The 20,104-nt window shown below is 44.6% G+C and carries 13 protein-coding genes and 3 pseudogenes; 7 read left to right on the forward strand and 9 right to left on the reverse strand.

Annotation, left to right across the window (positions count from 1 at the left end):
• The first annotated feature begins 54 nt into the window (after window positions 1–54).
• Window positions 55–1,575, forward strand: coding sequence for a nitric oxide reductase transcriptional regulator NorR (norR, locus tag MADE_RS18785; protein WP_012520042.1), 1,521 nt, complete (start codon window positions 55–57; stop codon window positions 1,573–1,575).
• Window positions 1,576–1,592: 17 nt separating this feature from the next.
• Entirely contained in the window at window positions 1,593–1,964 is a 372-nt protein-coding gene (locus tag MADE_RS18790; protein ID WP_012520043.1) for a SirB2 family protein, read from the forward strand.
• 6 nt (window positions 1,965–1,970) lie between these two features.
• On the opposite strand, the gene MADE_RS18795 is transcribed toward MADE_RS18790, so the two are convergent.
• On the reverse strand, window positions 1,971–3,173 hold the full coding sequence (locus tag MADE_RS18795; protein WP_012520044.1) for an NnrS family protein: 1,203 nt from the start codon (window positions 3,171–3,173) through the stop codon (window positions 1,971–1,973).
• A 5-nt stretch (window positions 3,174–3,178) separates the two neighbouring features.
• Entirely contained in the window at window positions 3,179–4,360 is a 1,182-nt protein-coding gene (locus MADE_RS18800; RefSeq protein ID WP_470207102.1) for an MFS transporter, read from the reverse strand.
• A 571-nt stretch (window positions 4,361–4,931) separates the two neighbouring features.
• Here MADE_RS18800 and MADE_RS18805 point away from each other — a divergent pair.
• The 4 genes and pseudogenes from MADE_RS18805 (at window position 4,932) to MADE_RS18820 (ending at window position 9,536) form a co-directional block, all read left to right on the forward strand.
• Window positions 4,932–6,399: pseudogene (locus MADE_RS18805) on the forward strand (NarK family nitrate/nitrite MFS transporter).
• Window positions 6,400–6,466: 67 nt separating this feature from the next.
• The gene (locus MADE_RS18810) at window positions 6,467–8,227 is read left to right on the forward strand and encodes a bifunctional protein-serine/threonine kinase/phosphatase (protein WP_012520047.1); all 1,761 of its coding nucleotides are present in this window, start codon (window positions 6,467–6,469) and stop codon (window positions 8,225–8,227) included.
• A gap of 5 nt (window positions 8,228–8,232) precedes the next feature.
• Window positions 8,233–8,673, forward strand: coding sequence for a hemerythrin domain-containing protein (locus tag MADE_RS18815; protein ID WP_012520048.1), 441 nt, complete (start codon window positions 8,233–8,235; stop codon window positions 8,671–8,673).
• Window positions 8,674–9,167: 494 nt separating this feature from the next.
• Entirely contained in the window at window positions 9,168–9,536 is a 369-nt protein-coding gene (locus MADE_RS18820; protein WP_232363079.1) for an ATP-binding cassette domain-containing protein, read from the forward strand.
• A gap of 342 nt (window positions 9,537–9,878) precedes the next feature.
• Here MADE_RS18820 and MADE_RS18825 read toward each other — a convergent pair whose 3' ends face one another.
• The 7 genes and pseudogenes from MADE_RS18825 to glmU all read right to left on the reverse strand — a co-directional run bounded on the left by MADE_RS18825 (window position 9,879) and on the right by glmU (window position 18,444).
• Window positions 9,879–10,271 carry a hypothetical protein gene (locus tag MADE_RS18825; RefSeq protein ID WP_012520050.1) on the reverse strand — a complete coding sequence of 131 codons (393 nt, stop codon included), beginning with the start codon at window positions 10,269–10,271 and terminating at the stop codon, window positions 9,879–9,881.
• A gap of 119 nt (window positions 10,272–10,390) precedes the next feature.
• A pseudogene (gene nrdD, locus MADE_RS18830) lies at window positions 10,391–12,182 on the reverse strand (anaerobic ribonucleoside-triphosphate reductase).
• Window positions 12,166–12,645, reverse strand: coding sequence for an anaerobic ribonucleoside-triphosphate reductase activating protein (gene nrdG / locus MADE_RS18835; protein ID WP_020746809.1), 480 nt, complete (start codon window positions 12,643–12,645; stop codon window positions 12,166–12,168). Before nrdG ends, nrdD begins: the two are co-directional and overlap by 17 nt.
• 363 nt (window positions 12,646–13,008) lie before the next feature.
• Complete coding sequence (glmS, locus tag MADE_RS18840) at window positions 13,009–14,841, reverse strand: glutamine--fructose-6-phosphate transaminase (isomerizing) (RefSeq protein WP_012520053.1); 1,833 nt, start codon at window positions 14,839–14,841, stop codon at window positions 13,009–13,011.
• Between the two features lie 2 nt (window positions 14,842–14,843).
• Complete coding sequence (locus MADE_RS18845) at window positions 14,844–15,653, reverse strand: DeoR/GlpR family DNA-binding transcription regulator (RefSeq protein WP_012520054.1); 810 nt, start codon at window positions 15,651–15,653, stop codon at window positions 14,844–14,846.
• Window positions 15,654–15,818: 165 nt separating this feature from the next.
• The gene (locus MADE_RS18850) at window positions 15,819–16,859 is read right to left on the reverse strand and encodes a Gfo/Idh/MocA family oxidoreductase (protein ID WP_012520055.1); all 1,041 of its coding nucleotides are present in this window, start codon (window positions 16,857–16,859) and stop codon (window positions 15,819–15,821) included.
• Window positions 16,860–17,085: 226 nt separating this feature from the next.
• Complete coding sequence (gene glmU / locus MADE_RS18855) at window positions 17,086–18,444, reverse strand: bifunctional UDP-N-acetylglucosamine diphosphorylase/glucosamine-1-phosphate N-acetyltransferase GlmU (protein ID WP_012520056.1); 1,359 nt, start codon at window positions 18,442–18,444, stop codon at window positions 17,086–17,088.
• 231 nt (window positions 18,445–18,675) lie between these two features.
• On the opposite strand from glmU, the pseudogene MADE_RS21245 reads away from it, so the two are divergent.
• Window positions 18,676–20,102 (forward strand): annotated as a pseudogene (locus tag MADE_RS21245) (sensor domain-containing diguanylate cyclase).
• The last annotated feature ends 2 nt before the right edge of the window (window positions 20,103–20,104 follow it).

Below are 20,104 nucleotides of genomic sequence, written 5' to 3' on the forward strand. Positions count from 1 at the left end.
TAAATTGTACCTTAATGATTCAGGGTAAATATTACCCTAAAGGTATAAATCACCATGCTTGATGCCAGTTTGTTTGCCGATTTAGTGACGGAATTGCCCGCTGCAGTGCGCTTGCAACGTTTAGTAACTACCCTGCGTAGTCATTTTGCCTGTGGTGCCGTGGCATTATTGCAGTTGCAGCATGCGCAGCTAAAACCCATTGCCGTTCATGGATTGTTAAGAGAAACGTTAGGACGGCGTTTCGACATTAGCCAGCATCCACGTTTGGCCGCAATTTTGGCAAGTCGGCAACCGGTGCGTTTTCCACCGGGAAGCGACTTACCTGATCCTTATGATGGCTTATTGGCAGAACAACCCGGTGAGGCTTTACCCGTGCATGATTGCTTGGGTATGGCGTTATACGTTGACGGACAATGCTGGGGAGCTATAACACTTGATGCACTTTCCCCTTCCTGTTTCAATGCTTTGGCGATTTCACAGATCCAACAATTAAGTTTACTAATTGAGGCTACCATTCGGCTCACTGAATTGGAAAGAATAAACCGGGCATTGCGGCAACGTGAACCTGAATCTGTTACTAATCAACTCGCTGATGGTTCTGGGCAGTTTGAAATTATTGGTCAAAGTGCCACTTTACTTAGGGTGCTACAAGAGCTGGATGTGGTTGCAGCGTCCGATTTACCGGTTTTACTATTAGGAGAAACAGGGGTAGGTAAGGAGTTATTTGCCCGGCGTTTACATCGTATGTCTACACGCTGTGCCAAACCAATGGTTTATGTCAATTGCGCGGCTTTACCAGAATCTCTGGCTGAAAGTGAGTTATTCGGGCATTGCAAAGGCGCTTTTTCTGGTGCTTTGAGCGAACGTGCTGGCCGATTTGATGCCGCGGATGGTGGAACCTTGTTTTTGGATGAGGTGGGTGAATTACCGCTGTCGGTGCAAGCTAAACTCTTACGGGTGTTACAGAATGGTGAAATCCAACGCTTGGGATCAGATCATCTGAGGCGGGTGAACGTGCGGTTAGTGGCAGCAACGAATCGGGATTTACAACAGCAGGTCAAACTGGGTGAATTTAGAGCAGATCTGTATCATCGTTTATCGGTCTATCCCATTATGGTTCCGCCATTACGAGAGCGAACTGAAGACCTGTCCTTGTTAGCTGGGCACTTTTTAGAGCTAAATCGCAGTCGACTGGGGCTGCGTAGTATTCGCTTATCTTCTGCAGCAGAAATCATGTTGTTGCACTATGGTTGGCCAGGAAATGTGCGGGAGTTAGAGCATGTATTAAGCCGTGCTGCTATAAAAGCGTTAAGTTTAGGTGCTCAAAGAACGGATATTGTCACCTTGCTACCTGAATTATTAGATTTACCCAGTGAAATGCGTCAATCACTCCCTGATACCAGCAAGCAGAATAAACCCGTATACAATTTTAAGTTGGCGACACAACAATGGCAAAAGCAGTTTATTGAGCAAGCGTTAGCGCAACACGCTAATTGTTGGGCTAAAGCCGCCAGAGCCTTAGAACTGGACGCTAGTAATTTACATAAGCTTGCGCAACGTTTAGGTATTAAGTAGCCTAATGTCTGAAACCAATGGATTACATACTTTTAAAACAAATACACATCATGTTGGCCGTGACCACACTTATAAACTTTGTTATTCGCGGCTATTGGATGATAATTGATTCAAGCCTGCTACATAGTAAATGGGTGAAAACCATTCCCCATGTTATTGATACGCTTTTACTTAGTTCCGCTGTTGCCCTGATGATAATGACAGGCTTCTATCCATGGATTTTGGACTGGGTAGCCGCAAAAATACTGTTACTCCTGTTGTATATTGTGCTTGGGACGATTGCATTAAAGCGCGGTAAAACGAAAGCACAGCGCATTGCCGCATTTATCGCCGCACTAATATGCATTGGTCTGATTTTTAAATCCGCTCTCAGCAAATTTATTCTTTAAGCACAGTTACCCTGGCCTGCCGTCGACCCTAGGTGCCGACAGTACAGGCAAGTATTTAAAGAAAAACAAACCGAATGCTAAACACCACAGGCAACCCGCCAATACCCAAAATTGAATTGTCCACTGCGGCCATATCGCTAATGCAATAGACCGCACTATCGCACTGATCACAACAGCAAAATAAGCGACGCTCATTAGCTTTCCAACTTGTAACATCCTGCCGGTATGCCCAAGTGATACGCGAGACATCATGGCTAAAATCATTCCGCCGATAGCACCAACGGTTAAGCTGTGGATTGCGGTACTTAAAGTAATATTAGCACCAAAAAAATGCAGGCTTAGCAATACAAGCCCTATTGGAATGAACAGCATAGTAAAATGCAAAGACCACACGAGTGGCACAGTGAGCGTGACCCAGATGCGCCACCGCCACTGGCGTATGGCGTGAAGCAAGGCGGCTGTCAGGCATGCAATGCTCGTCAACATGTTAAAATCACCCACATCTTTGAGCAGCAGTAAAACCAACACAACTACGAGGCTAGCCAAGGCTGATATTTCTAACCACTTAATAGGTAACACTTTGGTCGTTTTTGTGCCGTTTGCGGTAAACATCGGAATAACTCTACCGCCTAAAAAAGCCACAAGGAAGGTGACTAACAACGTCATACCGTGTGTACCGCGTGCCTGCCAGGCTGAATCAAAGCCTAAGCTGGGTAGATAGGTAAAAAGGTTCATAACCGACATTAGTACTAACACAGGAATAAAAATCAGGTTTCTATACTGGCGAATCCTCATAACCCGTTGGCCAACAAAAAATGCCGTTAACGGTAAAAATACCAAATCGGTAATCATCGCCAATGGCAACATTGACGCTGTGCCAAACAAAATCAACAGCCGTGCCAGTCCCCACAGGCAGACCAAAAACAGAAGTTGCCCTCCTTTGATACTTGGAATGTTCGTCCAGGTTTGAACAGCGGTGAGTAAAAAACCAGCGATTATCGCTGCCGTGAAGCCAAACAACATTTCATGACTATGCCACCAAAGCATGCCATTAAGTGGCTCAACTGAAACAACGCCCCTTAAAGTCAGCAGCCATAACACCATGGATAAGGTTGCAAACAGACTACCGAACAAGAAAAACGGCCGAAACCCTAAACGTAGCAATGGTGTAATTTTTTGCTCTTGTTGATTATCCACGATGTTTAGCATGCCAATTAATCCTGTTCGAGAAAATTATGTTGTTGCGCCTCTAACACTCGGTTTTTATATCGTTCGCGTTTTATTGCTAAGTGCATTAGCAGCATGCAAACTGCTAACACACCATAGAGGAGCATAAAACACGCACTGTAGACGCCAGCGATGTCGACTGCGACACCAAAAAGAATTGGGAGTGTGCAACCGCCCAATGCGCCAAGCATGGCGACCATGCCACCGACACTGCCCATTTGTTCCGGATAGTAGTCGTTAATGATTTTATATACGCTTGCACGTCCAAAGCCTTGTGCCAATCCAATCAACAAGAGCAAAACAGTAAAAACCCAAACATTCAGTTCAATGTAAAGTTTAACATCTCTGTCTACGCCATGGATTGTCATTGTCGTTGGTGGATAGCTTAAAAAGAAAAGACACACTAAACAGATCCAGAACACTCCCCAGTTGACATTTCGCGCACCAAATCGGTCGGCAAACCATCCGCCGGCTGCACGCGCCATGCTTGAGCTGAGCACGAACAGTAAAGTAAGAGCCATGGCTTGGTTGAATGGCAAGGCGTAAGCATTCACATAGTACTGANNGGTAGCCACAACAACAANCGCTAAAAAACTGCCAAAAACAAAGTAATAGTACAGACCAAATCGCCAGACCCGTGCATGAGCCAAAGGCTTAACAAAAAACGCCAACGGCCTTTGTTTATTCTGCTGTTTGAATTTCGGTGGTGATGGGGCGGCTAACCAGAACGCAAAACAAGTAATCAAAACCATGGCACTATAGGTAGGCCCTATAGTATTCCAACTCCAAACATCTCGAATATAAGGCACAATAATTAGACTAAGTGCAGCCCCAGCATTACCTGCACCGAATACTCCCATTGCTGTGCCTTGCTCTTTGCTGTCAAACCAATCGGTGAGATAGCGAATGCCGATGCTAAAAGAAACACCGGATACCCCTATCAGTAGCCCAACAGTCACGTAGCCAAAAAAACTATCAATATTGGGTAACAAAACTAACGGTGGCACGGTAATGAGCATCTGCAGGATCAGCATCATCTTTGGCGAGTATCGCTCACACATCAAACCTGCGGGCAACCTTAATAATGCACCCGTGATGATTGGAGCGGAAAGCAGTATACCAACCTGAGTACTGGACAAATTAAGCACTTGTTTCAGTTCAACGCTCATGACTGCATAAAGCGTCCAAACTGCGAAGTTGATAGCAAACACGATCGTTGCCAATACTAAGGCTCGCGTTGCCTGCCTGGAGTGTGAAGCCGTCAAAAACCTACCCGATAAAAACAAAAATCAGTGTTCAATATAGCGTTCACAAGTCGACAACTCTAGAAACTGATGCGTTTGCACAAGTATCGTCTAAACGACTAATTACCTATAAATAGGTAGATTTAAAAAGCAATTAAACCACTGTTTTCAATAGGGAAGCTGCGTTTGGGTGCGAAATTTGTACAAGCAACTTTTGAAAGTTTGCCTACCCACAAAAACTTCAAACTTACCGCCTAGATGCAATAGGAATCAAAGCGGCTTCGTTTACGCTTGTGATAAGGACAAACGGGTTGTAACTGGCCAAGTGACCGGGAAAGGTGCGAAAAATTGCTACCATAAGCATCACCGAATACCACCAAATGGGTATCCGTAAGCAATTGTAATTACTTGTTATTTTTTATTGATTCAAGTCAAAGATCACGAGCCCAGAGAGCGAATAATTAGTCACAGATAACAAATCCATGCGGAGAATCCCATGACAACTGAAAAATTCAATATTTTTAAATTTACTGGCAAGATGAAAATACTCCATCTTTCTTGGATGGCATTCTTTATTAGCTTTCTGGTTTGGTTCAACTTTGCGCCGCTACTTCAAGCGGTTAAAGAAACTTTAGGGCTAACAACAGACCAGGTTAAGACGTTACTCATTCTAAATGTAGCGCTGACAATCCCTGCCCGGGTTATTATCGGAATGCTAACGGACAAATACGGGCCGAGACTAGTCTACTCAGCTTTGTTGGCTGTTTGTTCTATACCCTGTTTCATGTTCGCTTTCGCAGATAGCTTCGTGCAGGCCGCAATTGCCCGTTTCCTACTCGGTTTCATCGGTGCTGGTTTCGTCATTGGTATCAGAATGGTGTCTGAGTGGTTTCCTCACAATGAGCTGGGCACTGCAGAAGGGATCTATGGTGGTTGGGGCAACTTTGGATCTGCTGCGGCCGCATTTACTTTGCCAACAATCGCAGTTTTGTTTGGCGGTGAAGATGGATGGCGTTATGCGATTGGCTTAACAGGTGTAATCAGCTTGGTTTTCGCTTTCGTTTATTACGCAAACGTGACCAACACACCAAAAGGTTCAACTTACTTTAAACCCAAAAATTTAGGCGCGATGGAAGTAACATCTAGAGGTGACTTCTTCTTACTTCTGCTGATGAAATTGCCTATGTATGCGGCAATTGCCCTCCTGGCTTGGAAACTTTCTCCAAGTGGTGTGGACATTCTTAGTCAAACGATCGTCAACTCAATTTATGTCGGATTATTTGCTTTGTATTTACTCGAAGTTTACAAAGTCTGGCAGGTCAACAAAGAGATTTTTAGCAAAGAAGTTCCAGAGTTACACCGCTACAATTTCAAACAAGTCGCTGTACTGGATATTCTTTACTTCACTAACTTCGGTTCAGAACTTGCGGTTGTTTCAATGTTGCCACTTTTCTTTGCCGAAACATTTAACCTCGACCCAGTGTTAGCTGGTTTGGTAGCCGGTGCCTATGCCTTTATGAATTTAATGTCACGCCCTGCAGGCGGTTGGATATCTGACAAATTTGGTCGTAAACCTNACGCTAATGATATTAACCGCAGGATTGGCAGCGGGGTATGCGTTAATGGGTTTAGTCGATGGTACGTGGCCATTATGGCTAGCAGTCGTCATTGCAATGGGATGTTCGTTCTTTGTGCAATCTGGTGAGGGTGCAGTGTTTGCAGTAGTTCCGCTAATCAAGCGCAGAATGACTGGCCAAATTGCCGGTATGACAGGTGCGTATGGTAATGTTGGTGCAGTGACATTTTTAACCATTCTTTCGTTTGTCGACTACAGTACATTTTTCTACGTCATTGCAGCGACTGCTTTAGTTGGTCTGTTCACCCTCATCTTTATGGATGAACCGCGCGGCCAAATCGCTGAAGTTGCTGAAGATGGCACTGTTCACATGATCGATGTAAGTTAGCAGTAACTCGTCAGTTAAAGGCTTCCCTAAAACACGGATGCCTTTTTCGTTAACCTAGACTATTTCAATGCAATCAGAGCACACTCAAAAAGACGACATCATAAACGATGCAACGCTTGTTGTAGCTACAGGTTGTGCTTCGATTGCAGGCGTTAAACCGGTTAATGAAGATGCAGTTGCTGTGCATACTCCGACTGACCGACACGCTATGTCGTCGAAGGGCACAGCCGTTTTAATAGCTGATGGTGTCAGCAGTGCTGAAGCGGGCAGAGAGGCTAGTGATTACGCGGTAAAACATTTTATCGAAGAGTACTTCCGCACGCCTGATACGTGGTCAGCGAAACAAGCCGGGCAAAAAACACTGACTACGATTAATTTGAACCTATTCAAGCAAAGTCACGAGTTCACTCGCCAGGAAAAAGGCTATCTATGCACGTTTAGCGGTCTTGTGCTCAAATCGAGAACCGCCCACTTTTTCCACGCCGGTGATTCTCGGATTTATCGTTGTCGAGATGGTGTAATTACACAATTGACGCGAGATCATTCAATCAACATAGGCGGTGGCAAAAACATTCTCGCTCGAGCCGTGGGTATGGATAACATCTTACAAGTGGATTACGGGAAGTCGGTACTAGAGGAGGGAGATGTATTTCTTCTTACAACAGACGGTGTCCACGATTTTATCGATGAGGAGAAACTGACCAAGCTCCTGAGTGACGAACGTAAACCTCAACAGCAGTGCGAGCGCATAATTGCTGAGGCTAAAATGGCCAACAGCGACGACAATATCAGCTGCGCGATTGCTAAAGTGGACAAACTGCCCGCTGAAAGCCGCGATGATTTTAATACCAAATTAACCCGTCTGCCGTTCCCTCCTGATCTTGAGCCAGGCATGAAACTGGATGGCTATCGAATAGATCAGGCTTTATTTGCCAGCAGTCGTAGCCAAGTTTATCTGGTTACTGATTTAGAAACCGATGAGCAAATGGTGATGAAAACACCATCACTCAACTTTCAGGATGATGTGCATTACATTGACCGTTTTATTCAGGAAGAGTGGATAGGGAAACGTATAAACAGCGAGTACGTGGTTAAAGTCATAACCCAAAATCGACCACGAACCTTTTTGTACTACCTAATGGAGTATGTTCCCGGTATTTCGCTCGATAAATGGATGATTGACCATCCATTACCTTCTCCCAAGAAGGCTATCACATTGGTAAAACAAATCGCTGCTGCGCTAGCAGCTTTTCACAATACAGAAACGATTCATCAGGATCTCAAACCCGCCAACATCATTGTTGATGATGCAATGAAAATTAAAGTGATTGATTTTGGTTCTGTATTTGTTGCAGGAATTGCTGAGATTTTTATACCTATCGAGCATCTTGGAGCGCTGGGTACAGCTACTTATTCCGACCCTTATTACTTACAAGGCAGGAACACAGGCATTCAAGGCGACATTTATGCGCTCGCCACCATCACCTACGAATTATTTACCGGCGAACTACCCTATGGCGAAAGGATAGAGCAATACGTCAACAGCCATGACTTTGACAAGCTTCGTTATATAAGCGCTACGGACCATAATCCGATCATTCCTTTATGGTTTGATCGTGCGTTGGAAAAAGGTGTATCACTCGACATACCGAAACGCTATAGAAGTCTACAAGACTATGTCGATGATATAACTCGGCCTAATCCCGAATTCTTGAAAGATGATCCCGCAATCGATAACAGCAAAGGTTTGCTTTTCTGGCAAATGATGTCGGCCTTTTGGGTTGCTATGCTGATACTGGTTGTCATTTTGTTTTCGACCACAGGATAACTGCTATGGAGTCGTCAGTAATGCAAAATCTGGTAACCCAATTTTTTAGTGTTGATCACGAACGACTTGATTTTCTTTTCCGCATGTACCGGGAAAACAAAAAAAATCAGCGCTACAAGGCTGTCTTGCTCTTCGACAAGTTTAGTGAAGGACTTAAACGACATATTCGCTGGGAAGAAGAATTGTTGTTTCCCATGTTTGAAAAAGCCAACGGTTTAAAAGGTGCTGGCCCAACAATGGTGATGCGCCAAGAGCACGATCAAATTGAAGCAATACTGGAGGAAATTGGTGAAGGCTTAAAAAATGACGACCATTCTGAGGCACTGGAAAATGCCCTGTTAGAACTGCTTCTGCTGCACAACGAAAAAGAAGAACAAGTGCTTTACGTTCAATGTGATCGTGCTTTGACAAAGGAGCAATTGCTGGCGCTCTTTTTGGATATGTAATACACGATATGCAGTTAGTGTTGTTGCCAAAATCGATTGAACTTGTATGTATGTTATGTAATTTGACTACGTCGCCAATGAGTCAAATTGGTTGAGTATGTTGGCGTTGAGAAGGAAATGAATAAAATTCGTCTTATTGGAACTTTGGCTGACAGGCTTGCAAATGTGGCAGAAANCATCCTGACGTAGTGGCGATCCCGAGATATTATTTTGCGCCAGCGTAAACTGCTAAAACACGGTCGAATCGAATCGTTAAAACGTCGTGCGAGGCCAGTGTTACCAGCTCAGTATTCGCTAAACTTTTCGGCCCGCATCGCCCCGGGCTACCTATAAGTAGTCATTTCTTCGAATACCTACGCCTATTCGTTACGTCCTAGACGACTCCATACATACCCCGTCGAGGTGACCTTTATCATTTGATTGATAGGAACCATTTTCAAGCTCCCTACTTAATACCCTTTCTTGATGTCACCGACAATGTTGCACTTCTCCCCATGCTGGCCGGACTCTCAAACAATGAAACCCGCCAGCGTGCTCTGGAATTGTTGACCGCTTTAGATGTTCAGCACAGAGCCCGCGCCATGCCATCACAACTATCTGGAGGAGAACAACAACGCGTTGCCATTGCACGAGGTTTAGTAAACCGTCCACCGGTGATCCTGGCAGATGAGCCCACTGCGCCGCTCGATAGTGAACGAGCGATGGCGGTCATTCGTATTCTCAATAAGATGGCCAGAACCTTTGAAACCGCCATTATTGTGGTAACCCACGATGAAAAAATTATTCCAACCTTTAAACGTATTTATCACATTAGAGATGGTGTGACACATGAAGAAGCGGGTGAAGGTCTAAGTTTCATATAACAGACTTATCTTTTACGTCATATGTTATTGGAACTATATGCGTATTTCGGTGAATCCATTCGCACATTTNCCCAACTGCGTTACGATCAAGCAGGGGAAATGGGCAATGAAAATAGCGCGGGCAATGGGAATCAGATAATGATTACAATTGTTAATACATGCATTTACATTCAGAAACAAACAAGAACCTGAAAACCCACATTGCTCTGTCATGACCATACTGTATACATGCTCAGTTTTAATGAGGTGTAGCTCGTGACGAAGAATCATTGCGCCAAAACACTTACACCCAGAAATCTGGCTGATGAGGCATGTGGGTAATCAGGAAAAATACTGCTTTTGTTAATTTGCAGTAATTTCTATCGGGTTTTCGTTCCTGTCAAACACCACGTAGCGAAAAATGTTATTGCCAGTCATCACATCGTTGGTCATTTTATTAAGATAGGGTTCTGCTGCCTCTGTGGTAGGAGGGGTATTTGAATCGCCCCCTAAACTGGCTATAAAAACAAAATCCCAGTCTCTGTTTATATTGTCTGCCTCCTTCACTAAAGCAGAAAACTCAGACAGTTCATCTGGCAGTTTATCGACAACCATTTTAGGCTCAATAGAACCTTTTTTGTCTTCTCGCTTTCTGCTCTTATTGGTCTCGTCAGTTTTTGCGAACAAGAACAGCAAGCGCTGTTTTTCGCTTTGCTCATGGGCTTTTAATAGAAGATCGGAAAACATACCTGACATAACAAAATGCTCCTAGGAAGTTGCTAACTCAAGCGTACACATCGTTTTCCCTTAATACCATTGTGCACAAGGGGTAATGAACTACCCCTTATTAGGTAAAAACACTGTCTTGCACCAGCTTAATTGTGAAGCCTCGCATGAGTGTGATAGTGACGCAGCGCATGCTCATCACGTCGGCCTTTGGAAAAAGCAGAAACGCGTTTTAAGTATCCAATTACGCGAGTTCCATGATCGATGTCTTCAGAGCCGCATGATGGACACGCATGTAAAGTGCGCTTGTCGATAGCTTCGCAGGTATTGCAGATCGTAATTTTCACATTCACACAAAAATAGTTGCACCCTGCTTTTGCTGCGATGTTCAGAAGATTGAGTGCGTTTTTATAGGTTAACGTTTCTTCAAGATTGAGGTGAAGTGCTGAACCACCATCAAGGTATTGATTTAACTCCTTTCCATGCAGGATAAACTTGTCGATATGGGTGGTATTCGTGTTCTCTACAAGATAGAGATAACTGTTGTAACAGTCCCTGTTAACCAGATAGCCATCTTGTCTATCCCATTTGGCGTTTTTGACGCCTAAGTTTTCAGCAGGTACAAACTCTGTGTTGAACTGACATTTAAAATGCTTAGATGCAGTCCTGTTTTGTTCGTAAATGACTTGCAATTGCGCCCTAACAAAATCTTTGTATTTCCGATTATTACCGACTTCAATACCTAAAAACTCAGCAGCTTCTGCTAGTCCGTTGACTCCCAGCGTTAAAAATTGCTTATCCAGGCTAATGAAGCCTGCGTCATAAACAGGTAGTGCTCCAGCTGCTTTATACTCCTCGATGAGTCGACGATAAGCGACTTGATACTTGTGTATCTTCTGAACTTCACTGCTTAAGTCTCTGCCATCCTGAATTAATCGGTTCATATTTATGGTGATGACATTAATGGAGCCTGTCGATACGCCGCCTGCACCTAAGCTATATGAAAACGTATTGTCGGTGATCTCGTTGCGCAATCGGCAACAAGAGGCTAATGAATCNGGCACTCTCAGATTGGTAAACAAAAAATGAGTTACCTTCACTCATCGCTTTAGCGCATGTCGCTGCGAAATTGACATCTTTGACTGCCCCGTTCTTTGTCAGCATTGCCGCTGTCACCACAGGGAACGTGAGTACTGCCCGCTTACGTTCATTATTAAACCACTCCAGAAAGAAAGCTTGTAACGATTCAATATTCTTCCATTCGGGTTTGCTCATATCTGGAAACACAAACTCACCAAACATTGAGTCAAAGTAGAATTTGTCATAAAGCGATATGTTCCAAAACACGCTTTGATAGCCGCGAGCAGCCGCTGGCTGGTTTAGGGCATAAACGACATGCTGTAGATGGTTAGCGACTTCTTTGGCATGGGTATTGAGATAGTTTTCTCCATAATCCCGACGCGCAAAATGGTCGAAGTAAATCAGGAATTCAACTGTGGCGATGGCACCCGCAAATTGTGCACTAATTGCGAATACCAAGTTTACGAAACTGCCGCAGAAAGACTCTATATGTTGTGGCGCTTTAGATTCACCGCCAAGTTCAGTCAACCCATTTAAGAGAAATGGGTACATGGTAATGGAAGTACAGTAAGGCTTTAGGCTGGTTTCATCATGCACATAGATTTCATGAGCCTCGATCTGCCGCTGGTACTCAAGAGCAAGTTCATGACCAAATAGCTCTTCGATCTTATTGCTCACCAATGCGCGATTTACCTGAATGAAATAGTCTTTCATCAGTTCAGCTTCGAGCGTAGCAATATTTTTGTGCGTCACGTTGGCGTTAGCATCTAACTTCGCGCCATCAGCAGCTGTTTCAGCATTTAAGTAACTATCGATAAACTGCAGTTTTTGTTTTATATGTTTATCATCGAGTGTTAGCACGCGTATTCTCCCAAAATTTATGGTTTAGTAATTCGCCTGTATTGACGTTTATTAATTTTTGATTGGTCGACGGAGAGTCGAGTCCGCCAAGTGAAAAAATCCACTTACCGGTTTTCAGGAATGACAGGTATTCTTGAATTTTCGGCGATATTCTGGGCAGCCCGGTATAAAGACAGGTCTTCAGTTGGGATTGTCTGGCAATACAAAGCTTTTCAATTAGCGCCTCTGCATGCCATTCACCTCCAAAGAAGAGCACACAGGTTATAAAGCCCTCATATTTTTTAAGGTAAGCGGCAAATGCTTCATTCGTTAGGGATACTCCCAAGTTGCCGTCCCAAATCTCTTCGCTATGGCAGCCTTCACAACGCAGTTTACAACCGGTGATAGTAAAGCCGAGCGACACTTCATCAGGTACTTCTTGGAAAAGCACTTGAGGTTCCAGTGTGTTAAAAAGGGGCTGCATTAGATAACCCAAATAACTATATGTTGTGTTAAATAATCACACTAGACACTATATGTTGTATTGATCCAGATCAAGGCTTGCAACTGCCAATCATTTTTTTACAGCGCAATAGGATTCAAGAAACTCGCTGACTGGGAACAAAAAACTTTTTTTGAAGGAAAAGTTAATTCTCAAGAAACATTTGAAAAGTTTCGGAATTTGAGAAAATAATTTGATAATTTTCAATATGTTACTTACATAGCTTAACTAAAAAATAAAGTTAAAATAGTGGAAGCTCAATCAGAACTTCCACTTTCCATCCTTGTTTATAACNTTTCCAACTTAGTTGGGATGTGACAATAGAGTTGCTTTAATAGCGTTGAGTTATTCCACCGTAACCGACTTCGCCAAGTTACGTGGTTGGTCAACATCCGTACCTTTAATTAACGCTACGTAGTAACTCAATAACTGTAGCGGCAAGGTGTAGATGATAGGTGCAATTGGCGCCTCGCAGTGTGGCACATCAATAACACGCATGGTTTCATCACCTGCAAAGGCTGCATCTTTATCAGCAAATACATACATGATACCGCCACGGGCGCGCACTTCTTCAACGTTAGATTTAAGCTTTTCTAGTAATTCGTTGTTCGGCGCCACCACAATAACCGGCATTTCATCGTCGATAAGCGCAAGCGGGCCGTGTTTCAACTCACCTGAGGCATAAGCTTCTGCGTGAATGTAAGAAATTTCTTTAAGCTTAAGCGCGCCTTCCATGGCAATGGGGTATTGGTCGCCACGACCTAAGAATAAGCTGTGATTTTTATCAGCAAACTCTTCGGCTAAATCTTCAATACCGCCAGTAATTGCCAGTGTTTCTTCTAGCTTCGCCGGCAGGCTGTGAAGCGCTGAAACAATGGCGTTGGTATCGGTATCTGACATCCCATTTTCTTTGCCTAACGCCAGAGTCAGCATTAAGAAAGCAGCAAGCTGTGTGGTAAAGGCTTTGGTAGACGCAACGCCTATTTCCGCACCCGCGCGGGTCATAAAAGCAAGGTCAGATTCGCGAACCAGCGACGAGCCTTGTACGTTGCAAATGGTGAGGCTCGACATATAACCAAGCTCTTTCGCCAAGCGCAGTGCGGCTAACGTATCGGCAGTCTCGCCCGATTGAGAAATGGTGATAAGCAAGCTATTTGGATGCACTACAGACTTGCGGTAGCGAAACTCAGAGGCAATTTCCACGTTACACGACACATTAGCGTATTGCTCTAACCAATAGCGAGCGGTCATCCCTGCGTGATAACTTGTACCACAGGCAATAATTTGTACGTGCTTTACCTTTTTGAAAATTTCATCAGCGCCTTTGCCGAATACATCCGCGGTAAGGCCGTTTTCATCAATACGATCTTTTAAGGCGTTGCGCACAACCGTTGGCTGTTCGTGAATTTCTTTGAGCATGTAGTGGCGGTAGCCCGCTTTGTCACCAGCGTCATGTTCTACGTTTGACTCAACCACTTCACGCTCAACAGCATTGCCGTCTTTATCGAAAATCTTTACGTCGCGACGGGTAATTTCGGCTACATCACCCTCTTCTAAAAAGATAAAGCGGCGGGTAACCGGCAATAGCGCCATTTGGTCTGACGCAATAAAGTTTTCGCCAAGCCCTAAACCAATAACGAGCGGGCTGCCTGAACGCGCTACCACCACGCGACTTGGATCTTCTTTATCCATAATCACTGTGCCATAAGCACCGTGAAAAGTTTTTACCGCGCTTTGTACTGCATCAAGCAGGGCTTTGCCCGACTTAAGCTCTTCATGCACGGTGTGCGCAATGGTCTCGGTATCGGTGTCGCTGGTAAAGGTGTAGCCTTGCTCTTTAAGCTGCCCTTTTAAGTTCACGTAGTTTTCAATAATACCGTTGTGAACCACGGCTACGCGCTCGATTGAGAAATGAGGGTGAGCGTTCGCTTCTGTCACACCGCCGTGAGTTGCCCAACGGGTATGTGCAATACCTGTAGTTCCCAAGGCTTCGCCTTCTGCAACGGCATCGGCTAACTCTTGCACTTTGCCCGTGCGGCGAATACGGGTGAGCGTGCCGTCGTTTTTAAGTAAAGCTACACCGGCTGAATCGTAGCCGCGATACTCCAGCCTTTTTAGTCCTTCAAGAAGGATCTCAACGACATTACGTTCGGCAACAGCGCCAACAATTCCACACATAATTACTCTCCAGCGGGCACGGCAACGATGACTGTCACGCCCTGATTTTCAATATTAAGTTTGTCTTCATCGCTAATGCCTTCATCAGTGATCAAAACAGAAATGCTTTTCCAGCTCAGTTCAAGATTCGGCATTTTGTGCGTTAGTTTTTTTGAACTGGCTAATACCACAACCTTACCGGCCGCCGCTGCCATAGCTCGCGTCACGCCAATAAGCTCGTTAAAAGTAGTGGTGCCTCGGTTTACGTCTATACCCGCTGCGCCAATGAACGCAATATCAAAACTATAGGCGCTCACCAGCTGTTCGGCCATGGCGCCCTGAAATGACTGTGACTGCGTATCCCACGTGCCACCTACCATTAATACGGTGGGTTCTTTCTCACTTTGGGTAAGATAATTGGCCGTCGACAGGGTGTTGGTCATGACCACTAAATCGTCGACTTGCGCTAGGTGGGGCAAAACTGATGCAGTAGTAGAGCCGCAATCTATCACTAACTTGCTCCCCGGCTTAATCAAGCTTGCTGCGCACTTTCCTATGGCATTTATTGCCGGGCTGATAGCGTGATTTACATTGGCTTCGTTGATACTAAGTTGAGCAGTGCCAGAATGAGAGGCAGTAGCTGGTACGGGCACTGCGCCACCAAACTGACGAATGAGCAAGCCTTGCTGTGAAAGTGCTGCAAGGTCTTTTCTGATGGTGACTTCAGAGGTAGCAAAACGCACGGCCAAATCTTCAACTTGAGATTGACCTTGCTTTTTCACCCACGCCACAATTTGCTGGCGGCGCTGCTCAACTGGTTTGCTACTTTTCAACGATACCTCGATGCTTTTGCGGGCTGCTTATCAAGTATTTACACAAGCACGTAACCCAACGATAAAAACTAACCGCAATATTGCTCATAACTTTCAAAACGAAAGTTATGAGTTTTAAAGTGAAAGTATCGTAAGTTAAATTGAAACTTCGATCAAGAGAATTGTTTAATTAAACGGCAACGCATTATTTAGCTCATTGGCGTTCATTGCTAATTCAATGATCTTAATAACAGGGATCACCGTGCTGGCGTCGGCAGGCGAAAAGTTACCGTCTTCAATAGTATGGGCAAGACGGTTAAAGAACGTCAGGTATTCACCTTTAAAAGTTTCAATGGTTTCTTCCTCTAGCGCACCGCTATGGTTTGCAACGACAAGAACACCATGCTGTTCTTCTTTTGTTTTCGCCCAGTTTTCATCATCAAAAGATAACCCTGCACGGAGCTGATCTTCTTGGGGGTCTAAATAGAATTTTCGAAAGCTGCCTTTTGTGCCTTGCAAGTCGTAACGCAGGGTTGCGCCAGCCTGAAAAGCTGAGCTGCCAAGCTTTACGACTTTATCGCTGTAGTGAAGCGTTATGTCAAACGTGTCGTCTGACTGCCCGTTTTCGCGCAATGCTAAAATATTGGCCGACACTTTTTCAGGCTCGCCGAAAAGCTGTAATGCTTGATCTATAAGGTGCGGGCCTAAATCCCAAAAGATCCCGCTGCCCGGCCCTGCATTTTCACGCCATCTGTCGCGAGGCATCGGGCGAAATCGGTCAAACCGACTCTCCAACCGCTTAATGTCACCAAGCTTTCCATCGTGAATTAACTGCTTAATGGTAAGAAAGTCACCGTCAAAGCGCCTATTGTGATAAACGCAAAGCTGTTTTTCTTTTGTTTTTGCAAGAGCGACTAACGCTTCAGCGTCACTGCTACTTAATGTGAAAGGCTTTTCGACTAACACATGACAGTTATGGACAAGTGCAAGCTCAGCCTGCGGTGCATGCAGGTGATTCGGAGTGGTAATGACCACCAAATCTACATCGTGAATTTTAAGCGCTTCTTCTAGTGAACTATACACTTCTGCATGAGGCAAAAGCGCTTTTACCGTGTCGGGCTTTGAGGAAATAACCACATCGACTGAGAACTGCGGCAGATAGTTGAGGAACGGTAAATGGAAAGTGGTGGCTGAAAATCCAAAACCAACGAGTAATGTAGATATCATTACAGCTCCTTGTATAAAGATTATTTTGAAGTAAGTAAATACACACTATCAGTTATAAAAGATGATGAGAAACGAAGAAGGTTCATTATTAGAAGGGGGCAGCACCTTAACGCGGCACCCGTGATAGTGGTGTGTATGACGGTATTAGGGCCAGCAACGCACAAACCGTGTTTGCTAGCCCGAACCCTTAATTAGCTAATACTCTGTGTGGATACGACAACGTGTCTTATTTTTTGGTAGGTCGTGGCCAGTTTGGAATATTGCGCTGTTTACCACGGGCAACCGCAAGAGCGGCTTCATCTACCGTAGAGGTGATGACAGAACCCGCACCGACTGTGGCACCTTTACCTATATTTACCGGCGCAACAAGCGATGAGTTAGAGCCAATGAAGGCATTTTCACCTATCACTGTTTTGGATTTGTTCACGCCGTCGTAATTGCACGTAATCGTACCTGCACCGATATTGGCTTTAGCGCCAACTTCTGCATCACCTAAATAAGTTAGATGGTTGGCTTTTGCACCTTCACCTAATACCGCTTTTTTCATTTCTACAAAGTTGCCCACTTTGGCATTTTTCTGCATTACCGCGCCCGGGCGAAGTCTTGCGTATGGGCCTACTGTACACGCTTCGCCTACACGGGCTTCTTCAATAATTGAATTGGCTTCGATAACCGCATTGTCGGCAATTGTACAGTTACGTAAAATACAGTTAGCGCCAATCTCTACGTTATTGCCAAGGGTAACGTCTCCTTCAACAATCACATTTACGTCGATAATCACATCGTTACCTGTTTGAAGGGTACCGCGTAAGTCGAATCGCGAAGGGTCGAGTAACGTTACACCATTTGTCATTAGCTCGTCAGCTTGACGGTTTTGAAGGGCGCGTTCCAAATTAGCAAGTTGTAATCGGTTATTAACCCCTTCCACTTCAACTGCAGATTGAGGCTGAGCAGACTGAATGCGTTTACCTTCAGATGCAGCCATAGCAATAACGTCAGTAAGATAGTACTCACCTTGTGCATTATCATTACTTAATTCGCCCAACCAGCGCTTAAGGTCCGCACCGGACATCATCATCATGCCGGTATTAATTTCTTTAATGGCGCGCTGCGCCTCTGTGGCATCTTTATGCTCGACAATAGCGGTAATATTATCGTTTTCACGAATAATGCGGCCCATTCCTGTTGGGTCATCTAGGTTCACCGTAAGCAACGCTAAATCGCAGCTTTCTTTTACCGCTTTTAGTGCACTTAAGGTGTCTTCGCGAATAAGTGGCGCATCGCCTACCAGAATCAATACGTCTTCGTCATCATTAATATGTGGCGCAGCCTGTTGTACCGCGTGACCTGTGCCTAGCTGTTCGGCCTGCAAGCACCAGTTTAGGTTCTCTTCAACTACCGTTGCTTTTAGCTGGTCGCCTCCGTGACCGTACACTAAATGAATGTTGTCAGCGCCAAGCGATCTCACGGTATTAATGATTCGCTGCACCATAGGTACACCGCCCACTTTATGTAATACCTTAGGTAACGAAGACTTCATACGGGTACCTTTACCCGCCGCTAAAACAACCACTGAAAAAGCCATATAATTCCTTTATTTCGCAAAGAGAATGAAAATCGACGCCTAGTGTAACCAAGCCCCAACACGTTGTCAGCGACTGATTTACAACTAACGTGGCCCTTATGGTGTTGTGCTGCGATCTTCACCTTGTTATTTAGTATAAAGTTAAGGTGAACCACCTAGTAGTTCATATTTGCAACAGGTATACTTGCAACTTGAGTTAGGTTCAGTCAGGCAAGGGAGCATGCGCAGTCTGTGAACACATTTCGTACACTACATAGAAGTATATTAGTGTTATTTGCGGTAGTGGTTATCGCAATCGTAACGCTTGTTCACTTCAGTATTTCAAAAATTGTTGCCGAGCAAAGTCGCGCGCAACAACAGTCACTTTCGCCTGCAATATCACTGATTGTAGAGCAACTGCTAAAACCATTACACATTTCAGAAGCGTTAGGTCATTCCACTGAACTCGTAGACTTGCTAGACGGCGAAACCATAGACCAGCAAGCGGTCTTCAAAACCCTCGAACGTCTGGAAAATGAGTTTGGTTTGTCGTTTTTCATTGCCAGTGAAGCGGATAGAAAGCAATACAACTCCGACGGCAGCATCATCAACTTAATAGAAGGTGAAGTTAGCTGGTACTTCAAATATCGTGACTACCCCGCCGATGCTGTTGCAGATATAGGTAAGTGGGAAGACACGCATTTCTATATTGATATTAAAATTCACGATGAAGACGGGCGATTCTTAGGCTTTTTTGGTGTAGGCAAAAGCCTGCGCAGCTTCATCGAAATTTTTGATACTTACAAGCAAGAGTACGGATACGACTTTTTATTTGTCGATGGTGAGGGAGATATCATGTTGTCCTCTGATCCCAGCCTTATTGCTTCGTATTCAGACTTTACCAATTTATCTGAATTACCTTGGTATGCCAGCCTTCCGTTAGCTATTCAAAACGAACAGGCACTGAACAATAAGCTGGTTACTATCGACCAGAAAGATTTCCTCATCGCCGAGGTGAAACTCAATCAATTTGGGTGGACAGTGTTTCTTTTAAGTCCCTTGGAAGACCGTCAGGCTGAAATTTCTCAAGCCTTTATTTTCAGTGTAGTCACATTATTAGTTGTTGTTTTCTCGCTGTTCTTGCTCATCTACAATTTACTTTATTATTTTAGAAAAGACATGCAGCCAGACCTAGTAGTGCGCCACAGCAACCGACTGCCAGAGAAAGNACAATCTGCANGCTTATTTATAAAAGCTTGTNTAGNCTGNAGCATAAGTCATTAAGCGTGATGTTGATAAGCGTGGATGAGTTTAGCGATATCGTTGATGCACATGGGCGCAATGCTGGTGATGATATTTTAGATAAAATTGTGGCTTACTTGGCTGAACAGATGCGAGAGCAGGACGTGTTAGGCAGGTGGAGCAGCGCGGAGTTCATTATTCTTTTGCCACACACGGGCCCTCACGTTGCTTTTGATATGGCACACAACCTTCGCCATGGCATTGCCACCCTACCACCTTTACAAGAATTGCCAGATGTGGTGATTACCGCCTCAATTGGTATTTCATATACGGCTTCGCCAAGAGCGATGCATGAGGTGACTGCCCATGCTGAAGACGCGCTTTACCAAGCAAAGCGCGACGGCAGCAACCTAGTTAGAATGCAGTTAATCGACTAGCC

Source organism: Alteromonas mediterranea DE (assembly GCF_000020585.3).
Lineage (GTDB): Bacteria > Pseudomonadota > Gammaproteobacteria > Enterobacterales > Alteromonadaceae > Alteromonas > Alteromonas mediterranea.